The organism is Suttonella ornithocola, from assembly GCF_001889065.1.
GTDB lineage: Bacteria > Pseudomonadota > Gammaproteobacteria > Cardiobacteriales > Cardiobacteriaceae > Suttonella_A > Suttonella_A ornithocola.
On record NZ_LWHB01000110.1, the window covers coordinates 1 to 16,527 of the forward strand.

At 40.4% G+C, this 16,527-nt stretch carries 17 protein-coding genes and 1 pseudogene; 13 read left to right on the forward strand and 5 right to left on the reverse strand.

Going from position 1 to position 16,527, the window contains the following annotated elements:
- Window positions 1–1,097, reverse strand: a 1,097-nt coding sequence (locus A5N85_RS08610) for a BCCT family transporter (RefSeq protein WP_211268125.1), incomplete at its 3' end; no start/stop codon positions are given.
- Window positions 1,098–1,398: 301 nt separating this feature from the next.
- Window positions 1,399–1,617, reverse strand: coding sequence for a translation initiation factor IF-1 (gene infA, locus A5N85_RS08615; RefSeq protein ID WP_072576861.1), 219 nt, complete (start codon window positions 1,615–1,617; stop codon window positions 1,399–1,401).
- A gap of 130 nt (window positions 1,618–1,747) precedes the next feature.
- Here infA and cysE point away from each other — a divergent pair, with 130 nt between their 5' ends.
- The 10 genes and pseudogenes from cysE to A5N85_RS16160 all read left to right on the forward strand — a co-directional run bounded on the left by cysE (window position 1,748) and on the right by A5N85_RS16160 (window position 9,635).
- Window positions 1,748–2,428, forward strand: a complete 681-nt coding sequence (gene cysE / locus A5N85_RS08620; RefSeq protein WP_072576862.1) for a serine O-acetyltransferase — start codon at window positions 1,748–1,750, stop codon at window positions 2,426–2,428.
- Window positions 2,421–3,548 carry a cysteine desulfurase family protein gene (locus A5N85_RS08625; RefSeq protein WP_072576863.1) on the forward strand — a complete coding sequence of 376 codons (1,128 nt, stop codon included), beginning with the start codon at window positions 2,421–2,423 and terminating at the stop codon, window positions 3,546–3,548. Before cysE ends, A5N85_RS08625 begins: the two co-directional genes overlap by 8 nt.
- Window positions 3,545–3,865, forward strand: coding sequence for a HesB/IscA family protein (locus tag A5N85_RS08630; RefSeq protein WP_072576864.1), 321 nt, complete (start codon window positions 3,545–3,547; stop codon window positions 3,863–3,865). The genes A5N85_RS08625 and A5N85_RS08630 overlap by 4 nt, the downstream gene beginning before the upstream one ends.
- A 9-nt stretch (window positions 3,866–3,874) precedes the next feature.
- The gene (locus tag A5N85_RS08635; protein ID WP_072576865.1) at window positions 3,875–4,921 is read left to right on the forward strand and encodes a DUF2333 family protein; all 1,047 of its coding nucleotides are present in this window, start codon (window positions 3,875–3,877) and stop codon (window positions 4,919–4,921) included.
- Entirely contained in the window at window positions 4,921–5,385 is a 465-nt protein-coding gene (locus A5N85_RS08640; protein WP_072576866.1) for a hypothetical protein, read from the forward strand. The genes A5N85_RS08635 and A5N85_RS08640 overlap by 1 nt, the downstream gene beginning before the upstream one ends.
- Window positions 5,382–6,275 (forward strand): hypothetical protein, encoded by an 894-nt coding sequence (locus tag A5N85_RS08645; RefSeq protein WP_072576867.1) that lies wholly within the window; start codon window positions 5,382–5,384, stop codon window positions 6,273–6,275. The genes A5N85_RS08640 and A5N85_RS08645 overlap by 4 nt, the downstream gene beginning before the upstream one ends.
- Before the next feature lie 56 nt (window positions 6,276–6,331).
- Window positions 6,332–7,708 (forward strand): tRNA (N6-isopentenyl adenosine(37)-C2)-methylthiotransferase MiaB, encoded by a 1,377-nt coding sequence (miaB, locus tag A5N85_RS08650; protein WP_072576868.1) that lies wholly within the window; start codon window positions 6,332–6,334, stop codon window positions 7,706–7,708.
- Between the two features lie 2 nt (window positions 7,709–7,710).
- Window positions 7,711–8,475, forward strand: a pseudogene (locus tag A5N85_RS16585) (nucleotidyltransferase domain-containing protein).
- Entirely contained in the window at window positions 8,462–8,833 is a 372-nt protein-coding gene (locus tag A5N85_RS16155; RefSeq protein ID WP_211268126.1) for a DNA polymerase beta superfamily protein, read from the forward strand. The pseudogene A5N85_RS16585 and the gene A5N85_RS16155 overlap by 14 nt, the downstream one beginning before the upstream one ends.
- A gap of 157 nt (window positions 8,834–8,990) precedes the next feature.
- Entirely contained in the window at window positions 8,991–9,635 is a 645-nt protein-coding gene (locus A5N85_RS16160; protein WP_211268127.1) for a hypothetical protein, read from the forward strand.
- A gap of 24 nt (window positions 9,636–9,659) precedes the next feature.
- Here the strand turns inward: A5N85_RS16160 and A5N85_RS08665 are convergent, their stop codons facing one another.
- Genes A5N85_RS08665 through A5N85_RS08675 form a run of 3 tightly spaced genes read right to left on the reverse strand, consistent with a single transcriptional unit; the run spans window position 9,660 to window position 12,916 of the window.
- A complete protein-coding gene (locus A5N85_RS08665) occupies window positions 9,660–9,965 on the reverse strand; it encodes a hypothetical protein (protein WP_072576869.1) in 306 nt (101 codons plus the stop codon).
- A gap of 9 nt (window positions 9,966–9,974) precedes the next feature.
- Window positions 9,975–11,315, reverse strand: a complete 1,341-nt coding sequence (gene trhP / locus A5N85_RS08670; protein ID WP_072576870.1) for a prephenate-dependent tRNA uridine(34) hydroxylase TrhP — start codon at window positions 11,313–11,315, stop codon at window positions 9,975–9,977.
- A gap of 56 nt (window positions 11,316–11,371) precedes the next feature.
- Window positions 11,372–12,916, reverse strand: a complete 1,545-nt coding sequence (locus A5N85_RS08675; RefSeq protein WP_169818641.1) for a DUF4139 domain-containing protein — start codon at window positions 12,914–12,916, stop codon at window positions 11,372–11,374.
- Between the two features lie 114 nt (window positions 12,917–13,030).
- On the opposite strand from A5N85_RS08675, the gene ykgO reads away from it, so the two are divergent.
- The 3 genes from ykgO to A5N85_RS08690 all read left to right on the forward strand — a co-directional run.
- On the forward strand, window positions 13,031–13,156 hold the full coding sequence (gene ykgO / locus A5N85_RS08680; RefSeq protein ID WP_072576872.1) for a type B 50S ribosomal protein L36: 126 nt from the start codon (window positions 13,031–13,033) through the stop codon (window positions 13,154–13,156).
- Between the two features lie 232 nt (window positions 13,157–13,388).
- On the forward strand, window positions 13,389–16,208 hold the full coding sequence (locus A5N85_RS08685; protein WP_072576873.1) for a 2-oxoglutarate dehydrogenase E1 component: 2,820 nt from the start codon (window positions 13,389–13,391) through the stop codon (window positions 16,206–16,208).
- Window positions 16,209–16,227: 19 nt separating this feature from the next.
- Window positions 16,228–16,527, forward strand: a 300-nt coding sequence (locus tag A5N85_RS08690) for a biotin/lipoyl-containing protein (RefSeq protein ID WP_346243174.1), incomplete at its 3' end; no start/stop codon positions are given.

The following is a 16,527-nucleotide window of genomic DNA, read 5'->3' on the forward strand; positions in this document are numbered from 1 at the left end:
GCAAAAACAAGCCACCATGCCCAATAGAAAATGGTCCAATCTTGTGCAAATGTACTTCCAGAAAAGCCGAGTTCTGTATGTTCACGGAAAGGATTGATGGTTGTCATCATGGTAATCATATGACTAAGCGAACGACCCGCAGCTTCTAATCCAGTATCTAAGATAAAAACGGTTGGACCTGCAATTAAAACAAATGCCAATAAAGCTAACGCTAAATAGAAATTCAGATTAGAAAGTTTTTGAATGCCGCTTTTTAAGCCTTGATAAGCACTGTAAGCAAAAATTGCGGTTGTTGCTAAAAGCACGCCTAAGCGCATCCAATTTGCAGCTGGGCTATCGCCTGTGGGTGTGCCAATCAGTTCATGTAAGCCTTCGGTAATCAATGGAGAAGCAAGCCCAAGGGTAGTTGCTCCACCACCAATCATCCCGAAAACAAAGAAAACGTCTAGCATTTTTCCCCATTTGCTATTTGCTATTTTTTCACCAATGAGTGGCATCAGACTTTGGCTGACTTTTAAAACAGGTTTTTGGCGAACATAGTAGAAATAAGCAATAGGTACAGCAGGAACAAGATAAATTGCCCATGCAACAGGTCCCCAGTGAAACATTCCATAGGTACTCGCCCAACGTATGGCATCTGGGCTACCGGGTTTAACGCCAAAAGGCGGTCCTTGGAAATAGTATGCCCATTCAATTAGCCCCCAGTAAAGGATACTGGCACCAATGCCGCCACAAAACATCATTGCTGCCCATGAGGCATTGGAAAATTCCATTTCATCTTCGGGGCGACCGAGTTTGATATTTCCAATATCAGAAAAGGAAATATAAATGACGAAAACTACCGCTACGACACCTAAAAAAAGATAGGCAGAACCAAAGGTATCGGTAACATAGCTTCTTGCTTCGGCAACCCATGCTTTTCCGGCTTCTGGGAATAAAATGAGTGGAATGGCAACACCTAATAAGATTGCCAGTACCATAAAAAAGGTAAATTTATCAATTTTTGTGTTAGGTACATGTACCGGATCAGGGTTATGCAGCTCGATATCGGCATCAAATGTGCCGAGATGCTGATGTTTTACTTTATCAGAAGTCATAAATTCTCCAAATGTTATGCGCACAAACGTGATACTGCTATTGCTTCAAATGCGATAGATAGCATGACGCATGAAGATTTACTGCTTTATTAAAATGACAGTATTAAATACTTAAATACAGACAACGCATTGTGATATGCGGATTTAAAATGCACGTTATTGTGAGAGAGGTAACGTATCATGAGAAAAATCTCATTTTGGTTGCTCATTTTTGAGCGAAATTATCCTTTCTAAAATTATTTTTATAGGGATAAAAAATAAGAACTAAGGCGCGTGTGCGCCTTAAGAATATCGTAGAAATTTATTTTTCGCGGAAAACAATACGCCCTTTGGTTAAATCGTAAGGCGTCATTTCTACTTTAACTTTATCGCCAGTTAAAATGCGGATATAGTGCTTACGCATTCTACCAGAGATATGAGCGTTGATTTGATGACCATTTTCAAGCTCAACGCGGAACATGGTATTTGGTAAGGTTTCGATGACTGTACCTGTCATCTCAATATTTTCTTCTTTAGACATGATTTCCTATTATGGGTAAAAAACGTCGCTATTTTAATTGTCTGCAGAATAAATTTCAATTTTTTACGCTGCGTGAAGGATATCTGCGTGGTATCCTGATAGGTGTTTTTCGGTAAAAGTAAGGCAAAAAATGCGCTGGTGGCAACTTGTCAAAGAAGATTTTCAAACGGTGTTTGAGAGGGATCCCGCTACGCAAAGTGCGTGGCAGGTTTTAACATTACATACTGGCTTTTGGGCGGTCATGACTTATCGACTGGAACATGCTTTATGGTTAATGGGTTGGCGGTGGCTTGCTCGCTGGTTATCAATTGTGAGTCGATTGTTTACAGGGGTTGAAATTCATCCGGCAGTAAAAGCGGGAAGACGTTTGTTTATTGACCATGGGATGGGCGTTGTTATAGGAGAAACTGCCGAGCTAGGAAATGATGTGAGTATTTATCAAGGCGTGACTTTAGGTGGTACTTCTTGGGCGCAAACGAAACGTCATCCAACGATTGGAAATAATGTCATTATTGGCGCTGGTGCAAAGGTGATTGGCGCAATTACTTTGGCGGATAATGTGCGAGTGGGGTCAAATGCGGTGGTTGTCAAAGATGTCCCAGCGCATACGACAGTAGTGGGTATTCCCGCAAGAGCGGTAAAACCTAAAGTAGATGATTGTGAACGGTTTGAAGCGTATGCACAAAGTAATGAGGAGTTAGACCCGATTATGGCAACGCTAGAAAAGTTACATGCACGGATTTGTGCTTTAGAAGCTGAAAATAAGCGTTTGCGTTTGGAAGATTCACGTTCACGGATAAATCATGAGTAGTGCTTGGGCATATTTTGATTATACGGCGACTACGCCAATAGCACCAGAGGTATTATCGGTTTATACGCAAGCCTTACAAGCGGATTGGTATAACAGTGGTGCAACTTATGAACCTGCTTTAGCGGTGCGCAAACAGATTGAAACTGCGCGCGCGAAACTGGCTGAGCAATTAGGCATACAAGCATCAGAGATGGTTTTTACCAGCGGTGCAACAGAAGCAAATAATTTGGCAATTAAAGGTGCGGTAGAGTATCACGGTGCGAAGTTACCGCGTGTCATTACGGTTCAAACGGAGCATAAGGCAGTATTAGATACCGTTGGTGTTTTAGCAAAACGTGGGGTTCCAACAGAATTTTTACCAGTAAAAAGTACTGGATTGCTAGATTTATCTGCTTTGGAAGCGGCGTTACAGGCGCGAACGACGTTAGTAAGCGTGATGGCTGTGAATAATGAAACAGGCGTTATTCAGCCCATTAGAGAAATTGCCGATTTGGTCCATCGCTATGGCGCAAAACTTCATGTCGACGCTGCGCAAGCTTTAGGAAAAATTCCTATTTCAATAAAAGATTGGGATGCAGATGCAGTGAGTTTTTCTGGGCATAAAGTCTATGCACCTAAAGGAATTGGCGCATTATATGTTCGCCGATTACCGAAAATGCGTTTACAAGCGCAGCTTCATGGTGGCGGACAAGAGCGCGGTAGGCGTTCGGGAACTTTGCCGGCAGCTTTAATTATGGCTTTTTCATCTGCCACACAACAAGCCATTGATAAACTATCCCATCGTCGGGCATTGGTTCAACAGTTGGCACGGGCTTTAGTTCAAAATCTTCCAACAACCATGCAGCTTAATACAACGCTTGAAAATACACGGCAAACCCCTCATATTTTAAGCATTCATACGCATTTACCCGTATCAGAAGTTTTACGAGTGGCAAATGCGGCAAAAATTGCTTTATCAGCAGGTTCTGCTTGCCAATCTTCGGACACGGAAGGCTCGCATGTTTTGTCTGCGATGGGAAAAATAGAGGCTTCCACGCAGTCTATTCGCGTAAGTTTATCGCATCTAACCACTATGGATGAATTAGAGCGCTTAATCGGTTTTTTATGGGAGTTAAAATGATTTATTTAAGTGAAGCCGCGATTGCTCGGGTGCAAAAATTCATGCGCCAGCAACCGGATGCTATTGGCATTCAGGTAAAAGTCACTCGGAGTGGTTGTTCTGGCTATAGCTACCATATTGATATGGCTAAAGGTCTTAAGGAAGGACAGTTGGCTTATCCTTATGAAGGTTTTCAGGTCATTGTGGATAATGATGATTTGCCTTTGGTAGAGGGATTACGTTTAGACGTGAAAAAACAAGGTCTAAACGAGGCATTTAGTTTTGAAAATCCAAAAGCACAAGCAACTTGTGGCTGTGGAACCAGTTTTAGTTTTTAAGGAGAACGTATGTCTTTAAAATCACAATCTGTGAAAGGGGCAAAGAAATTTGCTGGGCTTTATCATCCTAAAACGATTAAGTCCCATGGTTGGGGCTGGCGAATTGGCTTATTACTTTTTACGCTTTTTATCATCAACGGTATTGTGATGATGTGGTGGAGTCGTGAGCCAGCACAATTTGATGTCAATGAGGCGGCAGTTGAGTATTTGCCTGAAGGGACACAACCCGTTGTTGGATCAGCATTTGTTGGGTCGACCATTAAAATTTTAGATACGCTACTGCACAAACCAGGCGGTTTTATTAAAAATGACCGTACACCGCCAGGAATTTTTATGGATAACATTCCGAGTTGGGAATATGGCGTTATCATGTTAGTTCGCCAAACCACACAGGTGCTTTATAACGACTTTAGTCGCTCTCAATCCCAATCTTCTTTAGTGAAAGCTTTATCTGAAGCAGATAATAATATGCGTATTGATTCTAGTAATTGGATGTTCCCTGCGCCAGAATCTAAGTATGAGGATGCGCGCCAACATTTAATTAGCTATGCCAAGGAATTGACAGACGGCAATCCGCATAATGCTAATTTTTATGCGAGAGCGGACAATTTAAATGCGTATTTTTCGCTTGTTTCTAAAACGCTTGGTGATTTAACTCAAGAGTTATCAACCAGTGTGGGAGATGTGATTATTCAAGACCCAAGTGCGAGTAATCAAGCAAAAGAAGGGCAGGTAGCTCCACAACGGACGAAGACTTCTTGGTGGAAAATTGATAATAATTTTTATCGTGCAAGAGGATATGCTTGGGCGTTACTACAAGAATTGCGAGCAATTCGAGTGGATTTTAAAGCAACTTTAGAGAAAAAAGGCGCAATGGCTTCTTTAGATCAAATTATTAATGAATTAGAGAAAACACAGAAAACTATTTGGTCGCCCATGATTATGAATGGACGTGGATTTGGCTTTACTGCAAATCATTCTTTAGTAATGGCGTCTTATCTTTCTCGGGCAAATGCGGCGTTAATTGAGCTTCAAGATTTATTGAGGAATGGATAATGTCTGTTTTTGATAAGCATAAAAAAGGTTCGGCACCAGAGAATCAGTCGTTTGAATATTCTGCAGAAATAGCGGGAGCAAGCGTTTTGGCTCATCCAAACGACGGTAAAAGAGAAGTCATGGCAACTGCCATGGCAAATCAAAATTATGCTAGAGCTTTTCAGCTTTATTCACACGGTGCTGTTATTGATAACCCTGATTGGATTTATCCGCTCGCCAGTTATGCGGCACATGAGCGTCAATCTGATACGGCACTTTCTTTATTAAACGGTTTTTCAACGCAGTATCCAGAACATGCTGATGTGGTAAAAAATTATGTGTTAGCGGCTGAAATTATGCATCAACATTTTGGACAAACAAAAGATGCTTTAGCGTTACTAGCGCAATTATCCGCACGTTATCAGTCGCATCCAGACTTGTCGCTGATTACGCAGTTGCGCCAGCAGTTGGAGAATGTTTCATGAAATCGCTGTTTATGATTTTTGCATTGGCAATCGCGGTAGGAATGTCATCTGCTTGGGGACAAAATGCGCAAGAGAATCCGCCAAGTTTAACGCAAGCTGTTGATATTCTAGTCGGTGCGCTAAATGGTGCACAGGCAGTGATGGCAGAACAAAATCACACCGCAGTACAGCCAATTTCAGACGCAGAAATCCATCAGCTAAAACAAAATGCCCAACAAATTTCGCAGACGCTAAATACGATTTCTCGACAATTAGAAGCGAAAGATATTTTGGGATTAGCCAATACGCTAGACAGCGTGCAAAATCAGCTATCAAAAGGCAATTATTCTAATGATATTCAATTGGGCGATATTTTACGAACAGGTGATGCAATTTATCAGCGTTGGCAGCGTAGTCATCCTCAAGCGGACTTTAATCACTTAAATGCGAATGAGGTGCAAAGCTTAATGCAATCGGCAGAAGCAGAGCTTGTGCAAAGACCGCAAACGCGTCAATTAGGACAAATGCTTGGCGGATTTTATCGTTTGTTGGCAGGGTTTAATCAAATAGCCAATGCGCCAGAGCCTTATCAACTTCAACAGCAGCAGTTAAGCCATGAAGTCGCTCAGCTGAAAGCGTTGGCAGCACAGCAAGGTATCACTGCGCCAGTAGATGCGCAAACGTTAATAACAGGCTTAAAACTTAGTGCAGCAGAACATATCATTGGAGAAAAGTCTGTTGCGCGCGATGCCCAATTAAAACAGCAACTAAACACTATTTTATCTCATCCGTACGCGATTTTTAGTATTCAAGACTATCAAGCCATTGATAAGTTATTGCTGCAATTAGGAAGCGATTTTTTTGTTTATCGCCAAAAATGGCAGCAGCAAAAAAGCGCTTTGATTCGTTAATGCTGATTTCTAAGAAAATCGCTATAATGCTTAGCTGATTTTAAACAATAATTCTTATGACTCGTACACTGAAACACGTTTATATTGAAACTCATGGCTGTCAGATGAATGAGTATGATTCATCTAAAATGTTAGCCGTTTTAAAAGTTTCCCATGGCATCACTCCAGTTAAAACGCCAGAAGAAGCGGATGTTCTATTACTCAATACTTGCTCTATCCGCGAAAAAGCACAAGAAAAAGTCTTTTCTCAGATTGGACGTTGGCGTCCGCTAAAAGAAAAGAATCCTCACGTCATTATCGCGATTGGGGGATGCGTGGCTTCTCAAGAAGGTGAGGAATTGCGTCGTCGTGCGCCAGAAGTGGATGTGGTATTTGGTCCGCAAACGTTGCACCGCTTACCGAATTTAATCAGTGAGGCACAGCAAAAACGCGATGGTGTGGTTGATGTTTCATTTCCAGAAATCGAGAAGTTCGACCATTTACCTGAACCGCGTGCAGAAGGCCCGACAGCTTATGTTAGCGTAATGGAAGGTTGCTCAAAGTATTGTACATTTTGTGTAGTGCCTTATACCCGTGGAGAAGAAGTTAGTCGTCCCTTTGATGACGTGATTGCAGAATGCGCAGCTTTAGCGGCACAAGGGGTTCGTGAGATTAACCTATTAGGACAAAATGTAAACGCCTATCGCGGTGAGATGGATGATGGCGAAATTGCCGATTTGGCATTATTGATTGAATATGTCGCAGCAATTGACGGAATTGACCGTATTCGTTTTACGACTTCTCATCCTGTTGAGTTTACCGATAATTTGATAGAGGCTTATCGCCGTGTACCACAATTAGTGAGCCATTTGCATTTACCCGTGCAAAGCGGTTCCGATAAAGTATTGGCTTTAATGAAGCGCGGTCATAAAGCTGCTGAATATATTGAAAAACTTGAACGCATTCGGGCAATTCGTCCAGAGATTAGTTTTTCTTCTGATTTTATCGTGGGCTTTCCCGGAGAGGAAGACGAAGATTTTGAAGCGACGATGGCATTGATAGAAAAAGTCTTCTATGACACTTCATTTAGCTTTATTTATAGTCCGCGTCCGGGGACACCAGCATCAGCGATGCCTGATAGAATTTCGATGGATGTTAAAAAAGCCCGTTTGGCTCGCTTGCAAGCGCGCATTTTAGAAATGGCAGCGGACATTTCAGAAAAAATGGTTGGCACGGAACAATGGGTGCTCGTTGACCGCGTTTCTAAAAAAGATAGCAACGAAGTGTCTGGGCGAACAGAAAATAATCGTGTGGTGAATTTCCAAGCTCCTAAAGCGTTAATTGGACGGTTTGCCAAAGTTCAAATTACCGCAGCTTATAAAAATTCTTTACGCGGGCGCTTGATTGAAGCAGAAGGAATGAGCCGTCCCGTTGTTTATAGCGCAACGGCTTAATAATGCATTCTGTTATTGAGGAGAAGCTAAAAGCGCTCGCGATTTCTGAAAATATCCATTTTTTATGGGTGGTGGAAAGCGGCAGTAGAGCTTGGGGATTTGCTTCTCCCGATAGCGATTATGATGTACGTGGCATTTATATCAGACCACCTGATGAATATTTAAAGATTGAAAAACCAAAAGATACTTTTGAATGGATTGAAAATCATTGGTTTGATATTGGCGCGTGGGATTTGCAAAAATCTTTAAGGCTTTTATGGAAAAGTAATGCGGCGTTATTAGAATGGACGCATTCTCCAATTGTCTATTTACAAGATACAACTTTTATTGATGAATGGCGCTGGCTTTTATCCGATGTGATTCAAGCAGCGCCTTTATTGCATCATTATCGTGGTATTGCTAAGCATTCTTTATATGGACTGACATTGGAAGAACCTATTCGATTAAAAAAATAGTTCTATGCTATTCGAGCATTATTAGCAGCACATTGGATTATTACGCAAGGTAAACTGGTACCAATGACTTTTGCGGAATTATTAGATGCCTATCCGCAAGCGCCAACGGCAGAAATTGATGCATTATTGCAAATTAAAGCAAACGAGAAAGAAGGTTATCATCACTTGCTTTCGCCACATTTACGCGTATGGACGGAAAGGCTGGTTCAGCTAGTGAGTCAATATTCTGTCGAAAAAAGTGAGCCCATTGATTTTGAAATATTAAATCAATTTTTTCTACATACTATCCGCCGTATTTATGCTAACCATTGAAGATCTAAGAGAAAATAATCTTATTTTATTGGAGATGATTTCTGGTAGTCGTGCTTATGGTTTAGCAACAGAAACCTCAGATATAGATATCAAAGATGTTTTTTATCTACCACAAGCCGATTTTTATGGTTTAGAAAGGATTCATCAAATCAGTAACGAAACCAATGATATTGTTTATTATGAATTAGGACGGTTTGTTGAGTTGCTATTAGAAAGTAATCCAAATGTGATGGAATTACTTTTTCCACCAAGCGACTGTATTCGTATTTATCATCCATTGATAACGCAGTTTAAGCCAGAATGGTTTGTTTCTAAACAATGTCAGCAGACTTTTGCAGGTTATAGTCAAATCAGCTAAAAAACAGAACGTTATCTACCGCCAGAATGGCTAGATAAGGGCTATAGGATGTTTTGTTTTTTAGCTGATCTCACTATATGCTTATGGGCAAATTAAAAAAGCGCGGGGACTGAATAAAAAAATCGTTAATCCAATTGAGCAGAGGAAAAAGTCTTTATTGGATTTTTGTTACGTCATTATTGGTGCTAAAACACAACCTTTATTAACATGGTTACATCAGTGCGGTATTGATTCTAATCAAATTGGTTTAAGTAAAATTCCGCATGCGCGAGAGCTTTATGCATTATTTTATGATAAACAAAATGCCTATCACTATCGTGGATTGCTCTCTACAATGGATGCACAGGAATTGCGATTAAGTACGATTCCAAAAGATGAAAAACCTTTGGCTTTGCTGGTGGTTAATAAAGATGGATATAGTAGCTATTGTAAAGAATATGCGTCTTATCAGCAGTGGCTACGCGAGCGCAACGAAAGTCGTTATCAAGCAACACAATCTCACGGTCAGGGATATGATGCTAAAAATATGATGCATACGTTTCGTTTATTAGAAACTGCGTTAGAAATTGCAGAAACGGGGAAGGTTCAAATCCGACGACAAAATCGTGAAGAATTACTTGCTATTAAGCAAGGAAAGTATCGCTATGGAACGCTGATACAGCGTGCTGAATGTTTGTTAGAAGAAATTGAGCAAGCGTTTGAAAAAAGTTGCTTACCTGAAAAAGTTAATACAGACGCAGCTTTATCAGCTTTGGTTAATGCGCGAAAAAGTTTGTATTCAAATGGGAGCTTGGCTAAGTGATAAAGTCTTAGCCAAGCTTATGAATTAGTTTGATGATGTCTTTTGAGCGGTTTTTTGTTGTTCAGCCATCATCTCTTGACGCATTTGTGCATACAAGCGTTCGATTCCTGTTCTGGCCGCTTTTAAGTTGTTGCCATGAATACGTCGATAACAACGAATGGCAAGAACAGGCTCATTTAAAGCAATGAGTGCTTTGACATCTTCGTCGGTTTCGTTTGCTTTTGGGTAACCATATTGCTTTTCACGACGTGCCACCGAAAGATAAAGCATGCCAATTACCGCCAAGAGTAAACATAGAATAATTAATAGTATTAACAATAAGGTTTTCATCTTATGTCCTTAAAGATTTTTAGCGAGTAGGGTATAAGTATCTACTTTGCCAATATCAGTTTGGACTAACCAGCCACTGCCTTTTGCGGCTTCAACGATTTCGCAATTTTTACGGTCAAAAAGCTCCCCAATGGTTACTTCTCGGTTGCCACTCGGATGAATCACTTCAACAACATCTCCTGTTTTGAAGTGATTTTTGGCTTCAATGGTTGCTAGTCCTTTGGCTTCATCGTAAGCAACCACTTCTCCTACGAATTGTTGAGTAGCGGCGTTTGAAGAACCTGTGGCGTAGTTTTGTTGGGCTTTGATTTGTCGGCGAACAAAGAAGCCATCGGTATAGCCTCTATTGGCTAAGCCTTCGAGTTTTTCATTAAGTTGTGGATTAAATGCTCGACCGGCATAAGCATCATCAATCGCACGACGATAGAGTTGTGCTGTGCGTGCTGCATAGTAGTGTGATTTAGTGCGTCCCTCGATTTTTAAGCAGTCCACTCCGATTTTTACTAACTCACCGACGTGTTCAATCGCGCGCAAATCACGGCTATTCATAATGTAAGTCCCGTGTTCATCTTCGGTAATTTCCATGTATTCGCCGGGACGGTTTTTTTCTTCTAGGAAGTAAACGCCATCTGCAGCGGGATGCCGCTCACGACTATCGGTAATTCCTTGTAAGGCATCGGGAGAGAAGATTTGGTCAGGCGTTGGAATAAAGCTGCCTTCGCTTTCTTCTTCAGCAGCATGTGTTTTATAAGACCAACGACAAGCATTGGTACAAGTTCCTTGGTTGGGATCGCGGTTGTTAAAATAGCCAGAGAGTAGGCAACGTCCTGAATAGGCAATACAAAGTGCGCCATGAACAAAGACTTCTAATTCAATATCCGGGCATTGTTGGCGAATTTCTTCGATTTCTTTTAAAGAGAGTTCTCGCGAGAGAATAACTCGGCTAATGCCATTTTGCTGCCAAAATTTAACTGTCGCCCAATTAACGGTATTGGCTTGCACCGATAAATGAATAGGCATCTCTGGAAATGCTTCTTTAACCAGCATAATTAAACCAGGATCGCTCATGATACAAGCATCTGGTTTGGCAGATAGTGCTGGAGTGAGGTCACGAATAGCAGTTTGGAGTTTATAATTATGTGGCATCGTATTCACGGTAAGGAAAAATTGTTTTCCTAAGGCGTGTGCTTCGTCTATACCAATTTTTAGATTTTCGTCATTAAACTCGTTTCCGCGCATCCGCAAAGAATAGCGCGCAGCGCCTGCATATACGGCATCTGCTCCATAAGCAAAGGCAAAGCGCATGGTTTTTAAAGAGCCTGCTGGCGCAAGCAATTCAACTTTTTTCATAGTAATCAATGTAGGATAAAAATAGTGCGCATTATAGCGCACTATTGATGAAAACTTTATAGGGATGGTATAAGCGTCATATTTTGTGGATAGCTAATGTCATAGCCAAAATCGAGTTTCCAAGGTTTATTAGAGGTAATCGTAGGCACTTTCCATTGTAGGATACCTTTAATGCCATCAACATTTTCGATATCTGGTTTTAGGCTGAGTTTAGGGGTGATTTTTGTGTCCGAATTGCCTGCAATAGGGAGTTGTGCGTAGAAATAAAGTGGGCGTTGGGTATTATTTAAATTTGTGATGGTAAAGTTCTCTCTCACTTCTTGGACATGTTGTTTATTAAAGATACCGTTTTCGTCAGTATAGTTAGGAGGAACGGTTTTGGTAACTTTAAAGGCTGGGTCAATACCAAAACTTAATTTTTGTTCGCTATCTATCTGCCATAAATGATTTTCATAACGTTTACCAATGGTTAAATTGTCACGAAGAATTTGCATTTCGCCCGGTAGGAAATTGAGTTCTTTAGGTTGTTTCCATTTGGCGACTAAGATGGCTTCAGGTTGTGCCCACTGGTAAACCGCACTATAAATATCTGCTGAAATGCTTTGTTGATAATATGGAACGCTACTGGTTTCTCCAGAATGTAATTGATAATGGTTAGGTAATATAATCTGAAAATCTATACCGTTGCTTTCAATAATGGGAGCGCTTGTTTTTAGAGCAAATGCTTCAACAGCTGGTGCTGGCATCTCAGCAGAAAAAGAAAGTGAACCATAAGGCGTTGTTTCTGTACGGTTTAACGCCATATCTTCTTTTGGCGGTAGGACAGCAGAGATACTTCGACTGTGTAGCGAAGGTAAGCGGGCATCTCTAACAGGCGTTAATGCTAAAGTTAATTTTACATCTTTCCAATCGCTTAAGCTTTGCTGTTGAAGCTTGGCATAAGCCTTAAGAGAGAGTGTTTTCTCTTTGGTATTGAGGTTAAGTTGGCTTGAGGGCGACCATGAAGCTGTCGGTGTATATTCACGTAGCGTAATTTTAATATCTTGCTGTTTAATTTCTCCAATTTCTAAAACTAAGTTTTGACGATTAGGCTGTTGCTTGGCTTTTTTCTCCAATTGAGTAACGAGTTGTTGTTGTAACTGTCGCTTCTCTCTTAATCGTTGATTTTGTTCGAGTAAACTTTGACTATCTTTTCTAATGGTATCTAATAACTCTGGTTGTTTGGCTAGACTATTAGCCAGTTGAGTGAGTAAGGTATTATTGTGCTGCAAAGTAGCTTTTATTTCAGCTAGAGCATTTTGTGCCTGCATTAAAGGCGTATTTTCTGCTAACTCATTGGAATATTGCGTTTCTGCTTGGCTTAATAGGGTTGCGCCTTGAATGTTTATTTGTTGTAAATCGTGGATTTTAGGAATGGTAATTTGATAAGTTGCGCTTTCGTTGGGGGTATGAGGCAGATGTACTTGCGCTTCTCGAATAATATCGGCACCTTGTAAATAAAGTGTAGCAGAAGTCACAGGTGCTTCAATATTGATAGATTCGGCATAAAGGCAAGAACTATAGGAAAGAATAATAGCTGTTGAAAGGATATGAATACGCATGCTTTTTCTCCATAAAAAAACCATTATGCGAAAAAATATAATGAAAAAAAAGAAAATTTTTCCTTTCATTTAAAATGTTATATAATAACATTTTAAATGAAATCCGGAGGGATGATGAAAGTTCTGTCTTCTTTAAAATCTGCAAAAAATCGTAGTCGCGATTGTCAAGTCGTTCGCCGTCGTGGAAAAGTATTTGTGATTTGCAAAAGTAATCCAAGATTAAAAGCGCGTCAGCGTTAGTCATTTATCTGTTTTCTATTTAAAAGCCTTCTCAGCTGTAGAAGGCTTTTTTATTTATTTGTGATGTGAAAAAAATTCGATGCTTATTTGTGAAATTTCTTTTATTTTATTGAGTATTGTTCCTAAAAATTAGCGCAAAGGCTTTGATGCTGTTTGAGAATTCAAGGATTAGCAGGTATTATACGCCACGATAATTTAATGCTTGCGCATTTTAAGGACATGGAATAATATAATGGCATCATATAAAGAACAAATTGAAAGCTCGGGTCTTTCGGGTGGCAATGCCGCATATATTGAAGAGCTTTATGAAGACTTCCTAGCGGATCCTGATTCAGTTGGTGAAAATTGGCAACAATATTTTAAAGAAATAAAAGCAAATTCTGAGGCAGAAGTTTCCCGATTAGACGTTCAGGCAAAGTTTGAAGCGTTGGCGAAACTTCCTGCAATGGCTTCTGGAAATGCTGAAATTAGCAATAAGCAATTAGGGGTTTTAAATTTAATTAAAGCTTATCGTTTGCGTGGGCATTGGCATGCAGATTTAGATCCCGCTAAAATTCGTGAGCGTCATGAAGTTCCAGCAATTACTTTAGCTTATCATGGTTTAAGCGAAGCAGATTTAGACACAGTTTTTAGTGTCAATGGTGCTTTTGGGCAATCAGAAATGAAGCTCAGAGATTTGGTTGAAAAGCTATCCCGAACTTATAGCAGTCATCTAGGCTTGGAATATGCCCATGTTTGGGAGAAAGCAGAAACGGTTTGGTTAACAGAAACGATTGAAAAAAGTGCGGGCGAATATCCCCATAGCGCAGACGATAAAAAGCATCTACTACGTCAGCTAGTTGCTGCAGATGGTATGGAAAAGTATTTACATAAGCGTTATGTTGGACAAAAAAGATTCTCTCTTGAAGGGGGAGATGCGTTAATCCCTTTAACCAATACTTTGATATGTGAATTAGCGCATATTGGTACAGAGGAAATTTGTATCGGTATGGCGCATCGTGGTCGCCTTAATATGCTAATTAATATTTTAGGGAAAAAGCCACAAGTATTGTTTGATGAATTTGATGGTAAGTTCGTTCCTGCTGCTAATCGTAGCGGAGATGTAAAATATCATATGGGTTTTTCTTCTTATATTGAAGTAGATGGTCAAAAGGTTGATTTGTCTTTGGCTTATAATCCCTCACATCTAGAGTTTGTTAATGCAGTTACCTTGGGATCAACTCGTGCGCGCTTAGAAAGACGCCGTATGGAAGTTGGTCAGAATGCTGAAATGCTAGATGTCGCGAATAAGGCAGTTCCAATTGTGATTCATGGAGATGCAGCGTTAGCAGGTCAGGGAATTAACCAAGAGGTTTTGCAATTATCGCAATTACGGGGCTATCAAGTTGGTGGTTCTATCCATATTGCAGTGAATAATCAAATTGGATTTACGACTTCAAATTTACAAGATGCCCGTTCATCTATGTATTGCACCGATATTGCTAAATCTATTCAAGCTCCTATTATCCATGTCAATGGTGATGATCCAGAGGCAGTAGCGTTTGCCGGAAAAATGGCAGTTGGCTATTTGAAAAGATTCCAAAAAGATATTTTTATTGATTTGGTTTGTTATCGCCGCTTAGGTCATAATGAAGCTGATGAGCCTTCAGCGACTCAGCCTAAAATGTACGAAAAAATCCGTAATCATCCTGTTCCGGCAAAAGTGTATGCAGATAAGTTAGTTAAAGAAGGGGTGATTGATAAAGATACTTATCAAGCGTATCAAGAAGATTATCGGGTACGTTTAGAAAGTGGAGAGCGTGTTGCAGAAGCTAAGCAAATTGATGGTAATGGTGATTTCTTAGCAGAGGAATGGAAAGCATTAGCTAATCAAGATTGGGATGCGACTGTTGATACTACTTTCCCTATCGACCGCTTGAAGGTATTGGGAGAAAGGACGTTCTCTGTCCCAGAAGATTTCACACCTCATGCTTTAGTTAAGCGTATTTTAGCTAACCGCCGTGAAATGGCTGCAGGTGAGCAGTCTTTAGATTGGGGTGCAGCAGAAAATTTAGCGTACGCTACTTTACTTGATCAAGGCTACCAAATTCGCGTCTCTGGAGAAGATTGCGGTAGAGGAACTTTCTCGCATCGTCATGCTGTTTTACATGATCAAAAAACAGGTGAAAGTTATCTACCTCTCCAACATTTAAAAGACAATCAACCGTCTGTTCGCGTGATTGACTCTTTATTATCAGAAACGGGCGTATTAGGGTTTGAATATGGCTATTCTATTGCTGAACCTAAGGGCTTAACAATTTGGGAAGCTCAGTTTGGTGATTTTGCTAATGTTGCACAGGTCATCATTGATCAGTTTATCGCTTCCGGTGAAACCAAATGGGGACGTTATAGTGGTTTGGTTATGTTGTTACCACATGGCTATGAAGGACAAGGACCTGAGCATTCTTCAGCACGATTAGAACGGTATTTACAGTTATGTGCAGATGATAATATGCAGGTTTGTGTCCCAACAACACCAGCACAGGTGTATCATATGTTGCGTCGTCAGGTATTGCGTGATTTCCGTAAGCCATTAATTGTGATGTCGCCGAAATCTTTGTTGCGCCATAAGCTTGCTGTCAGCGAATTATCGGAGTTGGCAGAAGGACATTTCCAAGAGGTCATTGGCGAAATTGATGCAATTGAACCTAAAGAAGTTAAGCGAATTGTTTTTTGTTCAGGAAAAGTCTATTACGATTTGTTGCAAAAACGTCGTGATGACAAGATTACTGACATTGCCATTATTCGATTGGAGCAAATTTATCCATTCCCGAAAAAGGCGATTAAAGAGATATTAGCTAAATATCCAGAACAAGCAGAATTAATATGGTGTCAAGAAGAACCACGCAATCAAGGAGCATGGCATCATTTAATTGAACCATTTATGAATATACTAGACGGGCGTTCAATTCGTTATGCAGGTCGTCCAGAATCTGCATCAACGGCAGCAGGGTATGCCAAAGTTCATGCCAAAGAGCAATCGGAATTAGTAGATAAGGCTTTAGATTTATAGGAATTGAAGAGAGGTATATATGACAACAGAAGTGAAAGTTCCAGACTTGCCAGAATCCGTTGCTGATGCGACTTTGGTTAACTGGCATAAAAAAGCAGGTGATTTTGTCAATGAGGGAGAAAACCTTGTTGATTTAGAAACAGATAAAGTCGTTTTAGAATTGCCTGCACCAATGAGCGGTATTCTAAAAGAAATTAAAGTAGATGATGGTTCAACAGTGACTGGTGGTGATGTTGTTGCTATTATGGAAGCTGGTGAAGCGCCAGCAGAAACGACTAGTTCAGATGATAAAGCTTCATCAGGTGAGGCTGCACAATCC